This window comes from Xanthocytophaga agilis, from assembly GCF_030068605.1.
Taxonomy (GTDB): Bacteria; Bacteroidota; Bacteroidia; order Cytophagales; family 172606-1; genus Xanthocytophaga; species Xanthocytophaga agilis.
This window is the reverse complement of record NZ_JASJOU010000020.1, coordinates 66331-82706: the sequence shown is the minus strand read 5'-3', so window position 1 is coordinate 82706 and position 16376 is coordinate 66331. Positions and strand designations below refer to the sequence as shown.

Here is a 16376-nt window from a genome sequence, read left to right as displayed (position 1 = left end):
ACAGCCTGCCACGCCAAGGCGTGGGCGGGAAGTTTCTTACAGAAGGACAAGAAATTTTTTCTTTATTTACAAAACATCTGTTTAGTATAAGACAATAATTTAGTTCGGATTAACTCTGTAAACGATGTGTATGTTTTTCTCAAATGCTTGTTTTATCTAAGAGGCAAAATGATGGTAATAAGTGTACCTTTCCCAGACGTAGATTCTATTTCTATCGTTCCTTCCAGCAACTTTACCCTGTCTTCAATCGTTTTCATGCCAATGCCTTTCCCTGATTTGCTACTATCGGGTTTGGAGGTTTTCATGCCGGTACCATTATCCTGGGCTTCTACATAGATAAACTGATCGTCATGGGTGACTTCGATACGGGCACGGCTGGCACCCGAATGCTTCACAATATTATTGGCTAGTTCCTGCGCGATACGATAGATAGCTGCCTCCAGATAGTCGGCGAACCGTTCCTCCAATCCATGACAGACAAACTCAATACCTGTACCCGAAAACCGTGTACAGAAATCGCTGATAGCCTTATCCAGGCCATATTCCTTTAGCAAAATAGGAACCAGTTCGTGAGAAGCTCTGCGAGTCTCTGCAATAGCATCGACTAACACAGCTTCTGTTGCCCGAAGTGACTTTTGGATCATCGGTTGATCATTAGACTGCAGGTACATCTCCAGTTGATTCAGATTGAGTTTGGTAGCATATAAGAGCTGTCCAACTCCATTGTGCAGTGATTCAGAGATGCGTCGGCGTTCTTCTTCCTGAGCTTCCAGAATGGCTAACAAAAGTTGTTTCTGTTGCTCAATCTGTATTTTGATATTCTCTTCTTCCAGCCGTTTGAGTTCACTGATATCCAGATCTACGCCCACTACCCGCATGGGCTTTGCCTCTGTATCATACATAACTGCACTTTTGACTTTAACCGTTACAGGTTTCTGATCCACTATCATATGCAATGTTTCCTCAAAAGGGCCTTCACCATTCCGGATCTTGTCTACCATTGTTTGGGCAACAGGGCGATCCTGTCTGTTAACATAGTCCAGATACACTTCCAGATGGATCTGACTACCCAGTGGCAAACCAAACAAACGATACATACCCTCTGACCAGTAAAAGGATCTTGTATCCAGATCATATTCCCAGCTTCCCATTGCTGCGACCTGTTCAGCTTGTTGTAAGATCATTAACCGTTTATACAATTCCAACTCCACCTGTTTGCGTTCAGTTATATCCAGATTGGTAGCTACCACCCCATCGTCGAGTTTGACAAACATACACGAAAACCATTTGTTAAATCCTTCATACTGGTAGTAATACTCCATGCCTTCGGCTTTACCTGTTTCCATAACACGAAGCATTATATCAAATATTCCAATTTGTTTAATGCCCGGAAAGGCCTGTGCATACAAACTACCTTCCAGATCTGTACGCCCTGTTTCCCGTTTGATTTCTTTGTTGGCTATCTGAATCCGAAAATCAAGAATAGTGCCATTTTCATCCCGAACAGCTTTCATCACCGACATCCCCATCAGATTGGTGTCAAACACGGATTGTAGCAGATCCCGGCTTTCTGCCAGTTCCTGTGTGCGTTCGGTTACCTGGTGTTCAAGCAGTGTAGCAAACTCTTCCATTTGCTCACTAGCCAGCTTTCGCTGAGTAATGTCAGCGGTTACAGCCAGAATAACAGGTGATTGGGTTTTATTCGTTTTTAAAAGTGACAGCGTACTGTTAGCCCAGACAATGGTACCATCAGGTCGCAGATAACGTTTATCTATAGAGACCACCTCTTCGGTTTCAATCAGATATTGTACCCTATTAAGGCTCAAAGGCAAGTCATCAGGTAAGGTTACATCGACAATGCTCAAGGTGAGCAGTTCTTCTCTGGTGCGCCCCAGAATGTGGCACAGTGTATTATTAACACGTAAAAAACGTCCTTCGACAGAGATTTCAGAAAGGCCTACTTCTGCTTCTGCAAAGATGGCTGCCAGTTGAGACTCACTCTGACGGAGGGTTTCTTCAATGCGTGCATTTTCTACTGTTGCCCAGGTGCGTTCTGCGATCTCTGTAGCCAACTCAATCTCTTCTTTTGTCCAGGTTCTGGGGGTGCTTTGTACAATACATAAAATGCCGATGGCTTTCTTATTCTTGATAACAGGAACATCTATAAACGAAATAACCTGTAACTGTATACAAAGCTGTCTGAGTGGTTCGTCAACGAGGTCGGTAGTGTGTACATCCTGTACAGCAAATGGTTTTCCTGACTCTATTACAGCAGTAAAAATGGCAAAACTGCTTAGTGGGTATGTCCCGGAAACAGACGGAAGATCACCATGAAAAGCGTCACGATGAATAACAGCATTATCTCCGGCAATCTCACAATAGTAACATCTGTCCGTTCCGAAAAAAGCCATCGTCTCCTGTGCAATCAAATTGTGTATGGCTACAGGGTTAGATAATGTACGAAGCGCATCGTTTAGCCTCAATAGAAAAGCCTGTCTGTCTTCGGCTAACTTCGTTTTTGTAACATCCTGCGTGATACCTATTGCAAGTACCGGAATACCTTGTATATCACGAATGAGCTTACCCGCTGCCTGTAGCCATCTTGTTTCAGAAGGAATAGCAATAGAACGGACAATATAGCTGAAATGATCTATACCACTTTGTATTGCTTTCTCAAAAATTTTGTATGTCAGCTCTCTGTCAGCCGGATGAAGTAATAACAGATTTTCGTCCATTGTTTTTGCCGGCGGAACTCCAATAACTTCTTCTGTATTGGGGGAATAGCTTAGTGTATTTGTTTTAAAATCGAATTCCCACCAATACATACCTGAGGCCTCTGTTGCAAGGCGTAGCCGTTCTTCCGATTTACGCAAGGACTCTTCCGCTCTTGCTCTTTCCACCGCTGCCCAGGTGCGATCAGCGACTTCTTTCACTAACCGAACTTCAAATGGTGTCCATTTGCGTGGTTGTGCATTGTGCAGGCCGAAATTAGCTACTATCCGTCCTTGCTTACTAAACGATACAGTAATAGCTGCAGCAACATTCGCCCCCAGCCAGGCCGACCGCACACCCTCTTCAAGTCGGGAATCAGTAGCCGTATTGTCAACGACTAGTGTTTCATTGCTTTGTAATACTTCTAGTGGAAAGCCTTTTGCAAAGTCGGCATACGGTACACGGCTTGGGAATAAAGGTACCTGGCGTGCATACTGGCCGTGGATGACGGATGTGGCAGAGTTACCGTTTCCCTCAATTTCAAGATACATTGCCCGGTTAGCGCCAACTTGCTCAACCAGCAGGCGTGAAGCCGTTCGCTGGATTTCGGCTGGATCTGCTATCGGTTTGAGTGTATCACTGAGTTGCAACAAAAAAGTCTGCCACTTCTCACTTTCCCGTAGTGCAGCTTCCGCTCTCGCTCTTTCCACAGCAGCCCAGATACGATCAGCGGTTTCTTCTACTAATTCAATCTCATATTGTTTCCATTGCCTTGGCTCTATGCTATGCACAACTAAAGTTGCCACCCATTCTCTCTCTTTTACTAAAGGCACCTCTATATATGCACCAATATAAGTTGATTGGAACCCTTTCCTTTCCACTTCAGAAAGACCAGAATCTGTCATTGTATTGTAACATACCTGGGTTTTTTCTGTATGGTATCCCTCTACCGGTCGTTTGCCAATATCCTGATGGTGCAACTGTCCTGTTATAGGTGGTAGTCCATCTCCATAACTATGTGAAATATGTACATAATCGTCTTCTACTTCACTGTAGTGTGCTCGATTAGCTTTCAGGTGTGCTCCTAGCAGATCTGCTGCAACAATCTGGATTTGCAAAGGGTCAGCAAGCGGACGAAGTGCATCGCTTAATTTGAGCAGATATTGCTGTTGTTCTTCACGGCTCTTTCGTTCAGTAATGTCATTAAATAATATGGCAACATGATGCTCTTCCGCTGCATCTATGCGGAAGGCATATACTTCATAATAATGTCCAATTGCTTTTGCCTCATTCTCAAAATGTGCAGGCACACCCGTTTTCGCAATCCTGCCATATATATCAAACCAATATTGCTCATGAGCAGGAGCTATTTCCTTCATTGTTTTTCCAACAGCATTAGTCAGGCCAGTTTGCTTTTCAAAAGACTGGTTAGCTTCCAGAAAAAGATAATCATAGGCTGATTCATCTTCCTCAAACAAAACTTTAATAATGCAAAAACCTTCATCTATCGAATTGAAAAGTGTCCGGTACTTTTCCTCGCTCTTTTGTAAAGCTTCTTCTATCTTGCGGTGTTGGGTAATATCGGAATCAGTGCCAAACCAGTAGGTAATTTCCCCCTGGCTATCCAGCATGGGAACTACACGTGAATGCACCCAGCCTATCTTCCCCTCTGTGTTGAATACCCTATGTTCCAGATCAAAAACAGATTTATTGTCTATCGCCTCTTGGATGGCAGCCAGGAAGACAGGCTGATCTTCAGCCGGCAAATAGGCCTCTTTCCAGTCATGTATGCGTTTATCCGTATCGGGGAGCATCTGCTGTCCGGACAGGTTTTCCTTCCGGGTCCAGTCGGCACTCATGCGGTATACCTTTTGACTGGAAGCGACTGTGAACAGGCGTAGTTGTTCTTCTGACTTACGTAGAGCCTGCTCCATCTGTTTGCGCTGGGTAATTTCTTCTGTACTCATCACAAATCCATCCCCCATTTTTACCAATGTTTGATGAAACCATCCATCAAATTGTTCATAGGGATAATAGTGCTCCTGATCCGTGGGAATACCTGTTTCAGTTACATGGACAAAGGCATCAAATAAACCGGATTCTATTACTGCAGGATTCTCTGTAAGTAAACTTTTTCCAATCACATCCCCATATCGTTCATTCCACCTCTGATTGGTAAATACCCAGATAAAGTCAATAATCTTTCCTGTTTGATCTCTGACTGCTTTAAAGGCTTGAACAATATACAGTGAGCAATCTAAAGTAGCTTGTAGTACATCTTTGCTTTGCTGAAGGGCTTCCTGTGTCTGGATTTCCTGGAGGGTTTGCTTGGTTAAATCTTCTATTTTATGAATGATGTATTGTATTTCTCCTGTCTCATCCAATACAGGTGTATTTAGCATATACCAGTACTCTTTATCAGAGTTATCTTCCTTCTCTGCAGAGTGAGGACTTCCCGTATTGGAAATTGAATATTGCTGTAAGGCCATCTTATGTGGTTCTTTACTGGACAGCACATGCTGTAATGATGCCAATAGCCGTTTGGCTGTATAGGCTTGTTTGACAGACGGATTCCTGGGAAATACATCAAAAACAGGTATTCCTGCTATAGTTTCTCGTTTAGTTAAGGTGGCTTTCAGATAGGTATCCGAAGCGGTCAGAATCACCAGATCTGCGGATAGTATGAGATATAAGTCCGGAAGGGTTTGGAAGATTTTTAAGGCTTCTCCGGAAAATGGAGCTAAAGATTTCATACTAAGGCATACTGGTTATACATGTAAGTGCTGTGCCTTTTCGTGAAAGGATTGTTGTTCTAAAAGTAGTAAATATTATGAAAAAGAGACAACAACACTAAAATAAAAGACTGATAATTAGAATATTACAACGCACTACCTTTCTTACTTTCTACATAATGGCTCTTTTCAGGTGTGATTATTGTGACTTATTCCAACTTTAATCCTTTACTCCGATGACTCCGCAACTGCGATTACAATTCGAAAATCGGCTCGACCTATTGGATCAGGAAATAAGCAAACTGACACAACAACTCCGGCTAGTGCAAGAAATGAAATACACAAACGAAGAGAAAATAATTAGCATCGGGAAAGAAGCCTTTCTGGAAATGGAAAAAACGAAAATTCAATTTCTGCTGGATAGGGCTTGCTTGTGGTTTTGAAAACCCAAAAGGCTGATTTGACGGGTTGCATTACTAACCTTTAGTATACCAGGACTTGTTTTGTTTATGAGAGGTTGGGTGAGATTATTCTTCTTGTTCCCTATCTTTTTCTGAGATGATGACTGTAAAGGAAAGTCTCTTTTTTCGCTCTCACTCCTCCTGTAAGGAGAAAGTACAAAAAGAGTGAGAGCAGCACATGCTGCTCGTAAGTACAGTTGCTCTCACCAGTGACTATAACTCTGGTCACATGGAAGAAATATCCGAACTATAGTCAGCAAGGGTGATTGACTGTAAGTATGGTCACTCTAAGTAATTGATAGCGGAGTAAACGGACAACTGTTCAGCAAGGGATGTGACGATAGTTCGAATCAGTTTTTGTTTTGACCATAATTCTGTTCACTTTTAAGAATGACTGGAGTTCTGGTCGCTTTTTGTTTTGACTGGAATACCAGTCGCTTTTTAGAAATATTCGATCTCTGTTCACTTTCAATTTTGACTGTAAGTATGGTCAAACTCGACAACTATTCGAATACCAGTTAGATTATTGGCTGACCATAGTTCTCTATGGATAAAAACATCAACACAGGGAGGTGTACCTCAGCATGAGCTATATAATATATTTTGTAATTCTAACTGCTTTTAGTCATAGAGATTTTATAAAAAATTTCAATGGATAACTTTTGAATGATGGAAACAATGTATTCCTCTCAGTGAGATAAATCATCATGCATTATGTACTGGGAACAGGTTTTACACTATATCCTACATCTCGTAATTGCTGAATCAACCCTTGCCTGTACATAAGATGTCTAAAACCAACCGCGACAAAACAACTATTCTTCTGAAACGCTTTGTCAAGCCTTTTAACCCATTTCCTGTTCCGCTCAAGCAAGGCTAAATGGTTATTTTTATCAGTCAGATCTTTTGAAAGCTCATAGTTAATGGTCAGATTTTTATACGTATCAAAAATCTGGCATGGTTTGAAATCTTCTTCTAACATACTTCGCATAATACCAACACAGGCCTCAACCAATACCGAATCAGCCAGTGAATTAGAAGAAAACACTTCATCCATCTTGTCCTTATCATCTAAAGACTCTACCGGAATATTTTTTGTTTCAGCCAGTCTTTCAATATAATGATCCAATGACTCATCAGAGTCACGGTTTGCTGTATCACAGAAGTTTTGTGCATACACGCGAAAAAGAGTAAGGCTAAGAAGTAATGGCGGAAGGTTATAGTAATCGGTATTTTCTGCTTTTTGCACAAACGACTCAAATACTTTTCGTTGTTCAGGATTTGTAGCCGCTTTCCATTTGTCTACATCCCAGGTGACGATGTTAGCATTTGTGGTGCCTGAATCATAAAAATCTTTTCTGGCTTGCTCAACATACAGCATCGAGGAACTGGAAAGCTTTTGAACAGCGTTTTTCTGGGATAAAAAGAAAGAAGGATATACCTCGTGGAAAGTACCAAATACATAAGACTTGTGTTTTAGCCCTGCCTTACTTACTTCCCATAAAATAGTATTTGGATGATCCTGACTGAATACAGTAGAGGAACAAAAAATCAGCAGTGTCACTAAAGCCTTTTTTAGCATCAGGGTTTATTTTACCAGGTTGTATAATACAACTGGTAAAATAGTGTTTTTTTGTAAATATCCTGTACGTGTATGCGTATAGTACGATATGGTTTTATCCACAGTGTGTATACTCAGATGTTACGTTATCAATACTACCTATACAGATTCTAATACAATGGTGTGTGGAGGGCATAGCTGAAAAAAGGACTGCATGGAATCAATAAAACAATCTTTCCATCAGAGAAAAGACAGTCTTTAGCTACTTTTTGTTCGGCCTGGATAGTAATTATGGTAGAGCCTCACCCATGTTTCAAATGCTATGTTGTCTGTTCTTACTTAAAAGAAGCTCTGAACTCGATAGGTGATAGTTGGGTCTTGGCTTTAAATAATTTGCTGAATGACTGGATGTGTTCAAAGCCTAACGCGTAGGCAATTTCACCAACAGATAAGTCAGTGGCTGAAAGTTTTTCTTTGGCTTTTTCAATTAGCATGTTATGTATGTGCTGTTGGGTGTTCTGCCCGGTCAGCACTTTAAGGAGACTACTCAGGTATTTGGGCGATAAGTTTAGGGATTCAGCAATATAACTTACTGTGGGTAATCCCTTTGTCATGAGATCGTCATTAGCGAAGTAGTCATTGAGCAATTTTTCCAGACGTTCCAATAAATAATGATTGGTTTTTTCACGCGTGATAAACTGGCGGTGATAGAAGCGATCCGCATAATTGAGCAAAGTCTCAAGATGTGATATGACAATACTTTTGGTGAACTTATCGATGTTTAAATGACACTCCTGCTGAATGTTTACCAGAATATGAACTAAGGTCGTCTCTTCCTTTTCAGAGAGAAACAAGGCTTCATTTACCGAATAATCCCAAAAATCATACCGCTTGATAGTTTGTGCCAGTGGTGTGTTCCAGAGGAAATCCGGATGGATGAGTAACATCCATCCGGATTGTTGGATTGCTTCCACATGGTCCTCAAGCGACAAACTCAAAATCTGTCCCGGTGCGACAAACGACATGATCCCATTGTCAAAGTCAAATTGCTGCTGCCCGTATTTCAATTTTGCATCCTCCACGTTGGAAACTCTCTTTAAGGCAATAGCATAAAAATCATACAACCAGCTTGCAGGCTCTTCTAAACGTAAACGTTCAACAGATTTTATCTCAAATACGCAGATGAGTGGGTGTTCTGGTTTGGGTAAGTGCCTGAACTGTAGAAATTCGTTGATTGTAGCAAAACGTTTCATTCTTTATCTGGTTTCTTTTTTGACTTCCAGTACGATTTTACCCCTAACATGCTTCGTTTCGCTTTCCTGGTGGGCTTCTGCAACCTGCTCCAATGGAAAAACCTTACTCACAACAGCTTTCACTTTTCCTTCGTCTACAAGTTTTGTTATTTCACTTAACAACGAAACATACCCCATACTGACTTCGCCAACATGTGTACCTGTTGCATTCTTTGCGACAAGTGCTTCTTTCAATTCATCCGTAAACGGACTGTCTAGCTGTGTACAAACAAAAATACCACCTTTTTTTAAGAGTTCAGCTGATTTCAAACGAGTCTGATCATCCCGAACGGGTGAGGCATTAAATACAAGGTCAATGCTGCCAAATAAACGTTCAAACGGCTGGTTTTTGTAGTCAATGGTCTCGTCAGCACCAAGTCCTTTCAAAAAATCAAAATTATGAGGCGACGCTGTGCCAATCACATAGGCACCCTTTGCTTTTGCAAACTGCACAGCCAGGTTACCTACGCCACCAGCAGCACCATGAATAAAAACCCGCTGACCTGTCTGAAGCTTGCCTAAATCATATATACCGCTCCATGCGATCAACGCACACGATGGAAGAGCCGCCGCCTCGTTGAAGCTGATGGTTTGCGGCATGCATGCAAACCTGTTTGCACTTGCAACAAGGTATTCTGTGTAACTACCATCGCCCGGAAAGTTTGGTACGCCATATACTTTATCCCCTTTTTTGAAGCCTTTTACCTCATTACCCACTTCCTCAACCATACCTGCTGCATCCAACCCCAATCCCAGAGGCAATTTCAGGTATGGCCGTAAGATATCATTTCCACCCTGACGGATAATATAATCTGCAGGATTAACACTACTAGCATATACTTTCACTAAAATCTCATCTGCTGTGGGAACCGGACATGGCAGCTCTTCCAGACGCATTACTTCTGGTCCACCAAATTCATGAATTCTAATTGCTTTCATAACTCTTTATTTTTGTTTTTATCTTTCACAAAGGTCAGAGTCTATGTGCAATCTCTTTTAGCCAAATTACGCTTTGTTTCAGCCAAAAGTCTGTTTATGAATAAAGTGATAACCCAATCTAACTATTGGAATTACAATCGTTAACAAGAGTGTCCAAAACCAGATAGGATAAATGGTATGTATCCACAGCCAGGCAACGACCATTACAATAGATATGCCTGTTATAGTAGCCGCATTTTTATTCCCACCCAACCAGGCTACCAATATACCACCCATAAAGCAACTGGTGGAAACACAACTTAATTTTATCAGAAGTTGAATACTATTCGCTTTACTTACCACGATATGATCGAATAGTTTTACTGATTCAGGATAAATAATGCCTTGAATATGTGCTGCTAGTGAACTCAACAACCCAATTGCTCCGAATCCAGCCAGGATAGAAATGATCTGTTTAGCTTTCATCATCATTACGCTGGCAGGGTGAATTGGAGTTGTTCCTGAGTAAGTATAAGCTGATCAGTCATTAGTTTGCTTACCTGCTCATCCGTTGCATTGCTGAACAAGTGTGTAAAGCGGGCAAGGTCAGCTTCATTTTTGGGTATAAATGATTTTGCATTGTCTCTGGCATTGCCCTGAAACTTTTTACTAATCGGTTGCAGCAATGAATTATAGCTTTGAAGTGATAAGGCAAGATCATCTGCATACGTTGCCAGGAAGTAAGCCAGAGCCTTCGCACCATAGATAGATAAGGAAGCCCCCATACCTGATAAGGCAGTAGGGCAATATCCTGCATCACCGAGCAAAACTACGTTTCCATTGACTAGGTTAGGAGCATGTACCATACCCATTTTATCAACGAACATCAGGCCGTTTTTGAGAAAGTCGTTGATTACATGTTGTACTTCGCTGGGATACGTTTTGAATGTATCCTTCAGCAGATTGTGGGCATTTTCCTGTACTGCAGGTAAGTTGTCCGTAGTATGGATATAGCACTGAATAGCAATCTCTTCCTTGCTGACCGGATAAATAGCAAACATCTTGTTTACATCCAGGTAGGTACTGACTGTGCCTATAGTATACGGATAATTTCCTTTTAACCTGCCACCCATATACAGAAGATTAAAATCTTCCAGCTGGCTGTCCTGGAAATAGTTAGCTCTGGTAGAAGAACGCAACCCTTCCGAAACGATCAGCAGGTCGGCTTCCAGTAGAGCTCCATTGGACAGTGTAATGTTGACCTTTTGACCATTCTGCTGCATGTGTTCGATGGTTGTCTCAAACAAGATGTTTACCTCATTTACAACACTCTTGTACAATACCTGATGAAGACCACCTCTGGTGATCAGAATTGACTGAGTGGTATTCTGATTTACCTTTTCATAACTTATATTCCGGATCATATGTCCTTCAGCATCTAGCCAATGCATAAACAACGAAGGCGTCGCCTCCTGAATTAGTTCTTCCTTAAGCCCCAGCTGATCCATAATCTCCACACCAAAGCTTTTGAGTGATACAAAGAAGCCGGCCTTAGTAAAAGCTCTGGCTTTATTGATGACTATAATTTCATGTCCTTGCTCAAGCAATAATTTTGCAACGGTGAGACCAGCAATGCCACCTCCTGAAATGATGATCCGTTTTTTCATTGTATTTCTATGTTGATTTACAAACACAAAAATATTTGTAGGTTTAGGTATAAAATAGCCGATTACCTACTATTAATAGTCCAAAAAAAATGAGAAAGAAGGTTAAAGATCAGATGTTGGAACTCGCAGAGAAACTTGGAGTGCCTGTCTTCGAACAGATATCTCCCCTAAACGCTTTACAGTTTAATTACCTAAGGACCATAGACTTACTGCCGGAAATGATAATTATGATGCGTTCACTGGTGGCAAAAGAAGCTTTCTCGTTTCGCAGGGAGCCGATCACTGTGATCAAAAACGGACTGCTGTTTTCTTTTCAGAACGTATTCAATGATGGTCAGGAAAATGTAGCAGACCTGGCCAGCAACTTACAACAAGAACGTTCACATGTACGGATCACCCCCCTGCATATGACAAGTGAGGTACGTTTTGCCAAACAGGCACATATCAAACAGATCACAATTATTATAGAAATGGCCTATCTGATTAGGTTTCTTGGTAAAGATCGGCAACCATTCGGTTATCTGTTTGATGCGGAAAGTACCTTCTGGATAGAAGAATTTATGTCCCCGGAGATAGCTTCTTGTATAGATCAAATGTTGAACAGTAGTAATACTATTAGCTTTCCTGACCTTTTTTATTCTATGAAAGCACTGGAATTGCTATACTTTCTGTTTAATAACCTCTCGCGCAGGGAGTCGGTCTCACATCAGCAAGTAACTCGTGATGAAATAAACAAAGTATATGAGGTACGCAATGCCATGGCAGCCTCACTTGACCGTGCATTATCAATCAGCGAGCTAGTAAAAATAAGTGGAATGAATGAACTGAAATTACGCAAAGTTTTTACACAGGTATTTGGTAAGGGATTATACGCTTACTTCCAGTATATCCGAATGGAGGAAGCAGCCAGACTGTTGAGAGAGGAACACTTATCTGTATCGGAGGTTGGTTATCGTTTAGGATTTAGTAACCTTAGCCATTTTGGAAGATTGTTTGAAGAACATAAGGGTATGAAGCCAAAGAAATGGAGCAGTCAGAATCACTAAATGTCCTGTAATTTTCTCTCAAGAACCCAGTGTGGCTACCTGTCCACCTATGGCGAGAAGTTCCTTTCAGAGGATAAAAATAGTAAAGGACATACCTGACCAATAAATGCAGGACTTTTTTGATAGTAGCACAACCAGTTTGGCTTTGAATAGAACCCGTCACTGAACTCCCTGAACTCTCCCAAAGAAGATTACGGATAAAGGTAGAACCTGTTTGTACTCAAAGTAAAAAATCCTGGTTTTCCGGGATTGACTCTTCCTATCCATTGCCCTAGCTTTGCTAATGTAGCTGATAAAACCTCATTACTACTCAAAAGTGGCAGCTAACCTGCCTTATTCAATTATTTTTCCACAGACCCTACCTATTACATAGTATGAAAAGATACCTGATCTGTATTTGTTTATTCTTTTCGTTGGGATATAGTATTGCCCAGCAAGCTGCTTTAAAAGCAGGTAACAAGGTTTTTGTAGAGAATACCTCTAAAAATGAGAATGCCATCCATACCGCCGAGCAGTTGGAGACGGAGCTTAAAGAATGGGGATACTGGAAGCTAGTCAACAAGAAAGAAGAAGCTGATTTTCAAATCAAAATCGATGTTACAGCCTCAAAAGGCATCACCTTAACCTCCTGGGGTGGAACTTCTATTATGCTGGTGGCAAAGCTAGTCGATCAGAAAGGAGAAGAGATATGGGAGTCCAATGCCTATAAATCAAGCCCAAATGGCACCAATGGATTTAATTCGAGCAAAGCAGTAGTAAACAAACTAATACGTGAGCTGAAAAGTAAGTTTGCAGGGAAATGAATCTCTGATATTATATACATGAGTCATCCCAAATTTAGGATTTAACTAAAAAACAAGCCTAGATTTTTTTTCAAAAACATAGGCTTGTTTTTTTGAGAAACATTTCTTTTTGAGTTGATTTATTGTTCCTCCACTGACCTCTTCATTTTTTCTCACCAAAAAAACAGGGCATCAAATGAGAATTTGGTGAGCCAGGAAATGCTTCAGGCTGATTATCCTTTCTTCTAACTTCTCTATTCGTGTTTTGAGCCAATTGGCAACTGGATGTAGACTATTTTAAGCATTATTTGCAGGTGTATTATACTGCAGTAAGTACAATCTTACCTTGAATGTGGCCGAGAGCGGCTCGTTCGTGGGCCTTTTGGGCATCTGCAAGAGGAAACGTGCTATCAATAGCAACACGGACAGTTCCGGAATCAAGAAGGTTTCCTAACTCTGCCAGTTGCAGTCCGTTTGAGCGCACCTGGGCTGCCGAAACCGTAACACCCCGCTCTGCTGCCTGGTCATGGTCAGAGAAACCCAAGAACACTGGGAATAAAGCCCCACCACGTTTGAGTATACGCAGGAAACGTCCAGTAGTAGGTCCACCAAGCGTATCAAGCACAAGATCTACCTCCTTCACCACTTCCTCAGGAGCACGCGTTGTATAGTCAATAAACTGATCAGCACCAAGCTCATGCAGAAACCCTTCATGCTTGCTTGAGGCTACTGCAATTACCTCTGCCCCCTGCCATTTTGCCAACTGTACGGCCAGGTGTCCCACACCGCCTGCAGCCCCATTTATAAGCACTGTCTTACCATTGAGTGGCACTGGACTATGTGGTTCAGGTTGAAATGGGTTAGGTTCATTATGCCCTAACCGAATCAGGTACTGCCATGCTGTAAGTCCCGCCATAGGTGCACCTGCAGCGTGTATGTGATCAATACCGGTTGGTTTGTGTGCAAGATCTGAGGCAGGAGCAGCTACATATTCAGCATAGGCAGCACTTTTTCCGAAGCTCGGAAAGCGAATCATACCAAAAACTGCATCACCAACAGCAAAGCCTTTCACATCTGGAGCTATAGCCTCAATGACACCCGAAACATCCGATCCGGGAATGACAGGCAAGGTTATAGAGGGCTTGAAATTTGGAACCGTCTTAAATCCATCACGTAAATACCAGTCAGGAGGATTGATTCCGATTGCGTGAACACGAATTAGCACCTCGCCTGGCTCAAGTGCAGGAAGTGGCACATCCTCATAACGTAGTACTTCTGGTCCGCCAAAAGCATGGAGCCGAATGGCCTTCATCATTTGTGTATTTGCACTCTTTTCTGTTTTGTTTTCGAATGATTGCATTGTATTGTATTTTGTATGTAATAGATTCTTATTTTTGGCTTAAGCTATTAAGGATTGATTTTGTGTTTTTCCTGCCACTCAAAATTCCCTATTCGCTCATTGATCAGCCAGCGGTTGTTCTCACGGATATATGTGTCTTGGTAAACAGCCCCAATGGTGGTCTGTATTTTTTTACCATCTTCGGTGCCAATCATTGTGATCAGGCAATAGCATGTCCCAGTAGCACTATTACCCTGGATAGTTACCTGCTGTTGGCCATTGAAATGATAGACGATTTCAACGTTTTTAAGAAACTTGGCAAAGCCCTTTTCCATTTCTATCCGGCCTTTTAGTTTTAAAAATGGCTTGCCGTTCACATACGTTTCTGAGGTTGCATTTTCAGAAAAAAGCTGCACCTGAGCATGCACATCTTTTTTATCTGCCAGGATAGAGATACTATCTACCAGTTCTCTGAGGGAAATTTTATCTTCTGTTTCTTTACTGTTCATGATGTTTTTTTGTTAAAAATTGGCATAGCAATACCCGGTATCCATACAAATGGATATATAAAAGGAATAACTTCTTACAAAGAATAACCTGAGGATATTCTTTGCTATTTATGCAACTTTCAAAGTCAGTGTGTAGTGCAGATTACTTAAGACTTGTTTGAGGGATTAGTGGAAAGACTTTCTGAAGATGTTTGGTGAAATATGGGTGTAACGTTTAAATAACTTATTAAAAGATTGCGGATGTTCAAAACCCAATTGATATGCAATCTCAGCCACAGTTAGCCGAGTGGTACTTAGAATTGTTTTTGCCCTTTCAATTAATCGGTCATGGATATGCTGTTGAGCACTTTGTCCTGTCAACGACTTAAGCATATCTGTCAGGTATCTGGGTGATACATGAAGATGATTCGCCACTTCAAGCACAGTAGGTATACCGCTCTGCTGATCAGCAAAACGAGTTGCCAGATAGCTATCCATTTGACTGATCAGGTCATGATAAACAGCCTTTCGGGTCAGAAATTGCCGATTATAAAAGCGATTACTGTAATTAAGTAATAATTCAATCTGGGAGACAAGGACATCCTGGCTAAAGGCATCTGTATTTGTTTCCAACTCAGCCGCAATGTTAGTAAACAAGCCAGCAATTACGTTTTTCTCTTTCTCAGAGAGGAACAACGCTTCATTTATGGAATAGGTGAAGAAGCCATACTGATGAATGTTCTTTCCTAACTGATAATTCCGTAGCAGATCGGCATGAAAAAACAGGTTGTACCCCTCATAACAGCTTTCATCCCCTGATATTGTTATGAGTTGATTAGGGGCTAAAAAAGCCAGGCCTCCTTCTTCAAAGTCATAATAGCTTTGTCCATATTTGATCTGACCACTGAAATCCTTCTTAAAAGAAACTTTATAAAAATCGACCAGAAAACTTCGTCCTGCATTTTTACGGCTGACAGTCTCTGTACTATAGTTAACCAACGCGATCAGTGGATGCAATGGTTTAGGCATCTCCAGTACTCGCATAAATTCTGAGATACTTTTGCAAATGACGGGTTGTGATATAGCTTTCATCGCTTAGCCTGTATAAATAAGAGTTTTACATCGAAATACAAGATAATTTGCTCTGCCTTTCTAACCTCTGGCTGACTGATAATATGTGTCATCACATCAAAGTTTATACCTGGCATTGGGAATAATCAAATCCTGGCTGCCTTTTCTATTGTTTTTCATAGTACAAAGGTAAGCTAAGCCAGCATTTGAAAATTAGCCTAATCTGTCAAATGTGTAGCCAGAATCTCCATTTATACTATCAGGATATTCAGGAAGTATAGATGCAAGATAAGAATAGACGATAGGT

The 16376-nt window shown here is 41.3% G+C and carries 12 protein-coding genes; 3 read left to right on the top strand and 9 right to left on the bottom strand.

What is annotated here, in order from left to right; translation table 11 throughout:
* Nucleotides 1–152: 152 nt before the first annotated feature.
* Complete coding sequence (locus QNI22_RS35855) at nt 153–5465, bottom strand: PAS domain S-box protein (RefSeq protein ID WP_314518893.1); 5313 nt, start codon at nt 5463–5465, stop codon at nt 153–155.
* A 215-nt stretch (nt 5466–5680) separates the two neighbouring features.
* Between QNI22_RS35855 and QNI22_RS35850 the strand changes: the two genes are divergently transcribed.
* Nucleotides 5681–5887, top strand: coding sequence for a hypothetical protein (locus QNI22_RS35850; protein ID WP_314518891.1), 207 nt, complete (start codon nt 5681–5683; stop codon nt 5885–5887).
* A gap of 730 nt (nt 5888–6617) precedes the next feature.
* Here the strand turns inward: QNI22_RS35850 and QNI22_RS35845 are convergent.
* From QNI22_RS35845 to QNI22_RS35825, 5 genes are all read right to left on the bottom strand, one after another.
* The gene (locus QNI22_RS35845; RefSeq protein WP_314518889.1) at nt 6618–7487 is read right to left on the bottom strand and encodes a TraB/GumN family protein; all 870 of its coding nucleotides are present in this window, start codon (nt 7485–7487) and stop codon (nt 6618–6620) included.
* A 314-nt stretch (nt 7488–7801) separates the two neighbouring features.
* Nucleotides 7802–8719 carry a helix-turn-helix domain-containing protein gene (locus QNI22_RS35840; RefSeq protein ID WP_314518887.1) on the bottom strand — a complete coding sequence of 306 codons (918 nt, stop codon included), beginning with the start codon at nt 8717–8719 and terminating at the stop codon, nt 7802–7804.
* A 3-nt stretch (nt 8720–8722) separates the two neighbouring features.
* Nucleotides 8723–9697, bottom strand: coding sequence for an NADP-dependent oxidoreductase (locus QNI22_RS35835; protein ID WP_314518885.1), 975 nt, complete (start codon nt 9695–9697; stop codon nt 8723–8725).
* Nucleotides 9698–9775: 78 nt separating this feature from the next.
* Complete coding sequence (locus tag QNI22_RS35830) at nt 9776–10168, bottom strand: hypothetical protein (protein ID WP_314518883.1); 393 nt, start codon at nt 10166–10168, stop codon at nt 9776–9778.
* A complete protein-coding gene (locus QNI22_RS35825; protein WP_314518881.1) occupies nt 10168–11343 on the bottom strand; it encodes an FAD-dependent oxidoreductase in 1176 nt (391 codons plus the stop codon). The genes QNI22_RS35830 and QNI22_RS35825 overlap by 1 nt, the downstream gene beginning before the upstream one ends.
* Before the next feature lie 89 nt (nt 11344–11432).
* On the opposite strand from QNI22_RS35825, the gene QNI22_RS35820 reads away from it, so the two are divergent.
* Nucleotides 11433–12389 (top strand): helix-turn-helix domain-containing protein, encoded by a 957-nt coding sequence (locus QNI22_RS35820; RefSeq protein ID WP_314518880.1) that lies wholly within the window; start codon nt 11433–11435, stop codon nt 12387–12389.
* A gap of 374 nt (nt 12390–12763) precedes the next feature.
* Complete coding sequence (locus QNI22_RS35815; RefSeq protein ID WP_314518879.1) at nt 12764–13192, top strand: hypothetical protein; 429 nt, start codon at nt 12764–12766, stop codon at nt 13190–13192.
* Between the two features lie 298 nt (nt 13193–13490).
* Here QNI22_RS35815 and QNI22_RS35810 read toward each other — a convergent pair whose 3' ends face one another.
* From QNI22_RS35810 to QNI22_RS35800, 3 genes are all read right to left on the bottom strand, one after another.
* Nucleotides 13491–14531 (bottom strand): NADP-dependent oxidoreductase, encoded by a 1041-nt coding sequence (locus tag QNI22_RS35810; protein WP_314518878.1) that lies wholly within the window; start codon nt 14529–14531, stop codon nt 13491–13493.
* Nucleotides 14532–14578: 47 nt separating this feature from the next.
* Nucleotides 14579–15019, bottom strand: coding sequence for a nuclear transport factor 2 family protein (locus QNI22_RS35805; RefSeq protein WP_314518877.1), 441 nt, complete (start codon nt 15017–15019; stop codon nt 14579–14581).
* A gap of 165 nt (nt 15020–15184) precedes the next feature.
* On the bottom strand, nt 15185–16090 hold the full coding sequence (locus tag QNI22_RS35800; protein ID WP_314518875.1) for a helix-turn-helix domain-containing protein: 906 nt from the start codon (nt 16088–16090) through the stop codon (nt 15185–15187).
* Between the last annotated feature and the right edge of the window lie 286 nt (nt 16091–16376).

Excerpts from the sequence above, each read along its gene's own strand:
- QNI22_RS35830 (WP_314518883.1), bottom strand. The coding sequence starts at position 10,168 with ATGATGATGAAAGCTAAACAGATCATTTCTATCCTGGCTGGATTCGGA.
- QNI22_RS35825 (WP_314518881.1), bottom strand. The coding sequence starts at position 11,343 with ATGAAAAAACGGATCATCATTTCAGGAGGTGGCATTGCTGGTCTCACC.
- QNI22_RS35810 (WP_314518878.1), bottom strand. The coding sequence starts at position 14,531 with ATGCAATCATTCGAAAACAAAACAGAAAAGAGTGCAAATACACAAATG.
- QNI22_RS35840 (WP_314518887.1), bottom strand. The coding sequence starts at position 8,719 with ATGAAACGTTTTGCTACAATCAACGAATTTCTACAGTTCAGGCACTTA.
- QNI22_RS35805 (WP_314518877.1), bottom strand. The coding sequence starts at position 15,019 with ATGAACAGTAAAGAAACAGAAGATAAAATTTCCCTCAGAGAACTGGTA.
- QNI22_RS35835 (WP_314518885.1), bottom strand. The coding sequence starts at position 9,697 with ATGAAAGCAATTAGAATTCATGAATTTGGTGGACCAGAAGTAATGCGT.
- QNI22_RS35845 (WP_314518889.1), bottom strand. The coding sequence starts at position 7,487 with ATGCTAAAAAAGGCTTTAGTGACACTGCTGATTTTTTGTTCCTCTACT.
- QNI22_RS35815 (WP_314518879.1), top strand. The coding sequence starts at position 12,764 with ATGAAAAGATACCTGATCTGTATTTGTTTATTCTTTTCGTTGGGATAT.
- QNI22_RS35855 (WP_314518893.1), bottom strand. The coding sequence starts at position 5,465 with ATGAAATCTTTAGCTCCATTTTCCGGAGAAGCCTTAAAAATCTTCCAA.
- QNI22_RS35850 (WP_314518891.1), top strand. The coding sequence starts at position 5,681 with ATGACTCCGCAACTGCGATTACAATTCGAAAATCGGCTCGACCTATTG.
- QNI22_RS35800 (WP_314518875.1), bottom strand. The coding sequence starts at position 16,090 with ATGAAAGCTATATCACAACCCGTCATTTGCAAAAGTATCTCAGAATTT.
- QNI22_RS35820 (WP_314518880.1), top strand. The coding sequence starts at position 11,433 with ATGAGAAAGAAGGTTAAAGATCAGATGTTGGAACTCGCAGAGAAACTT.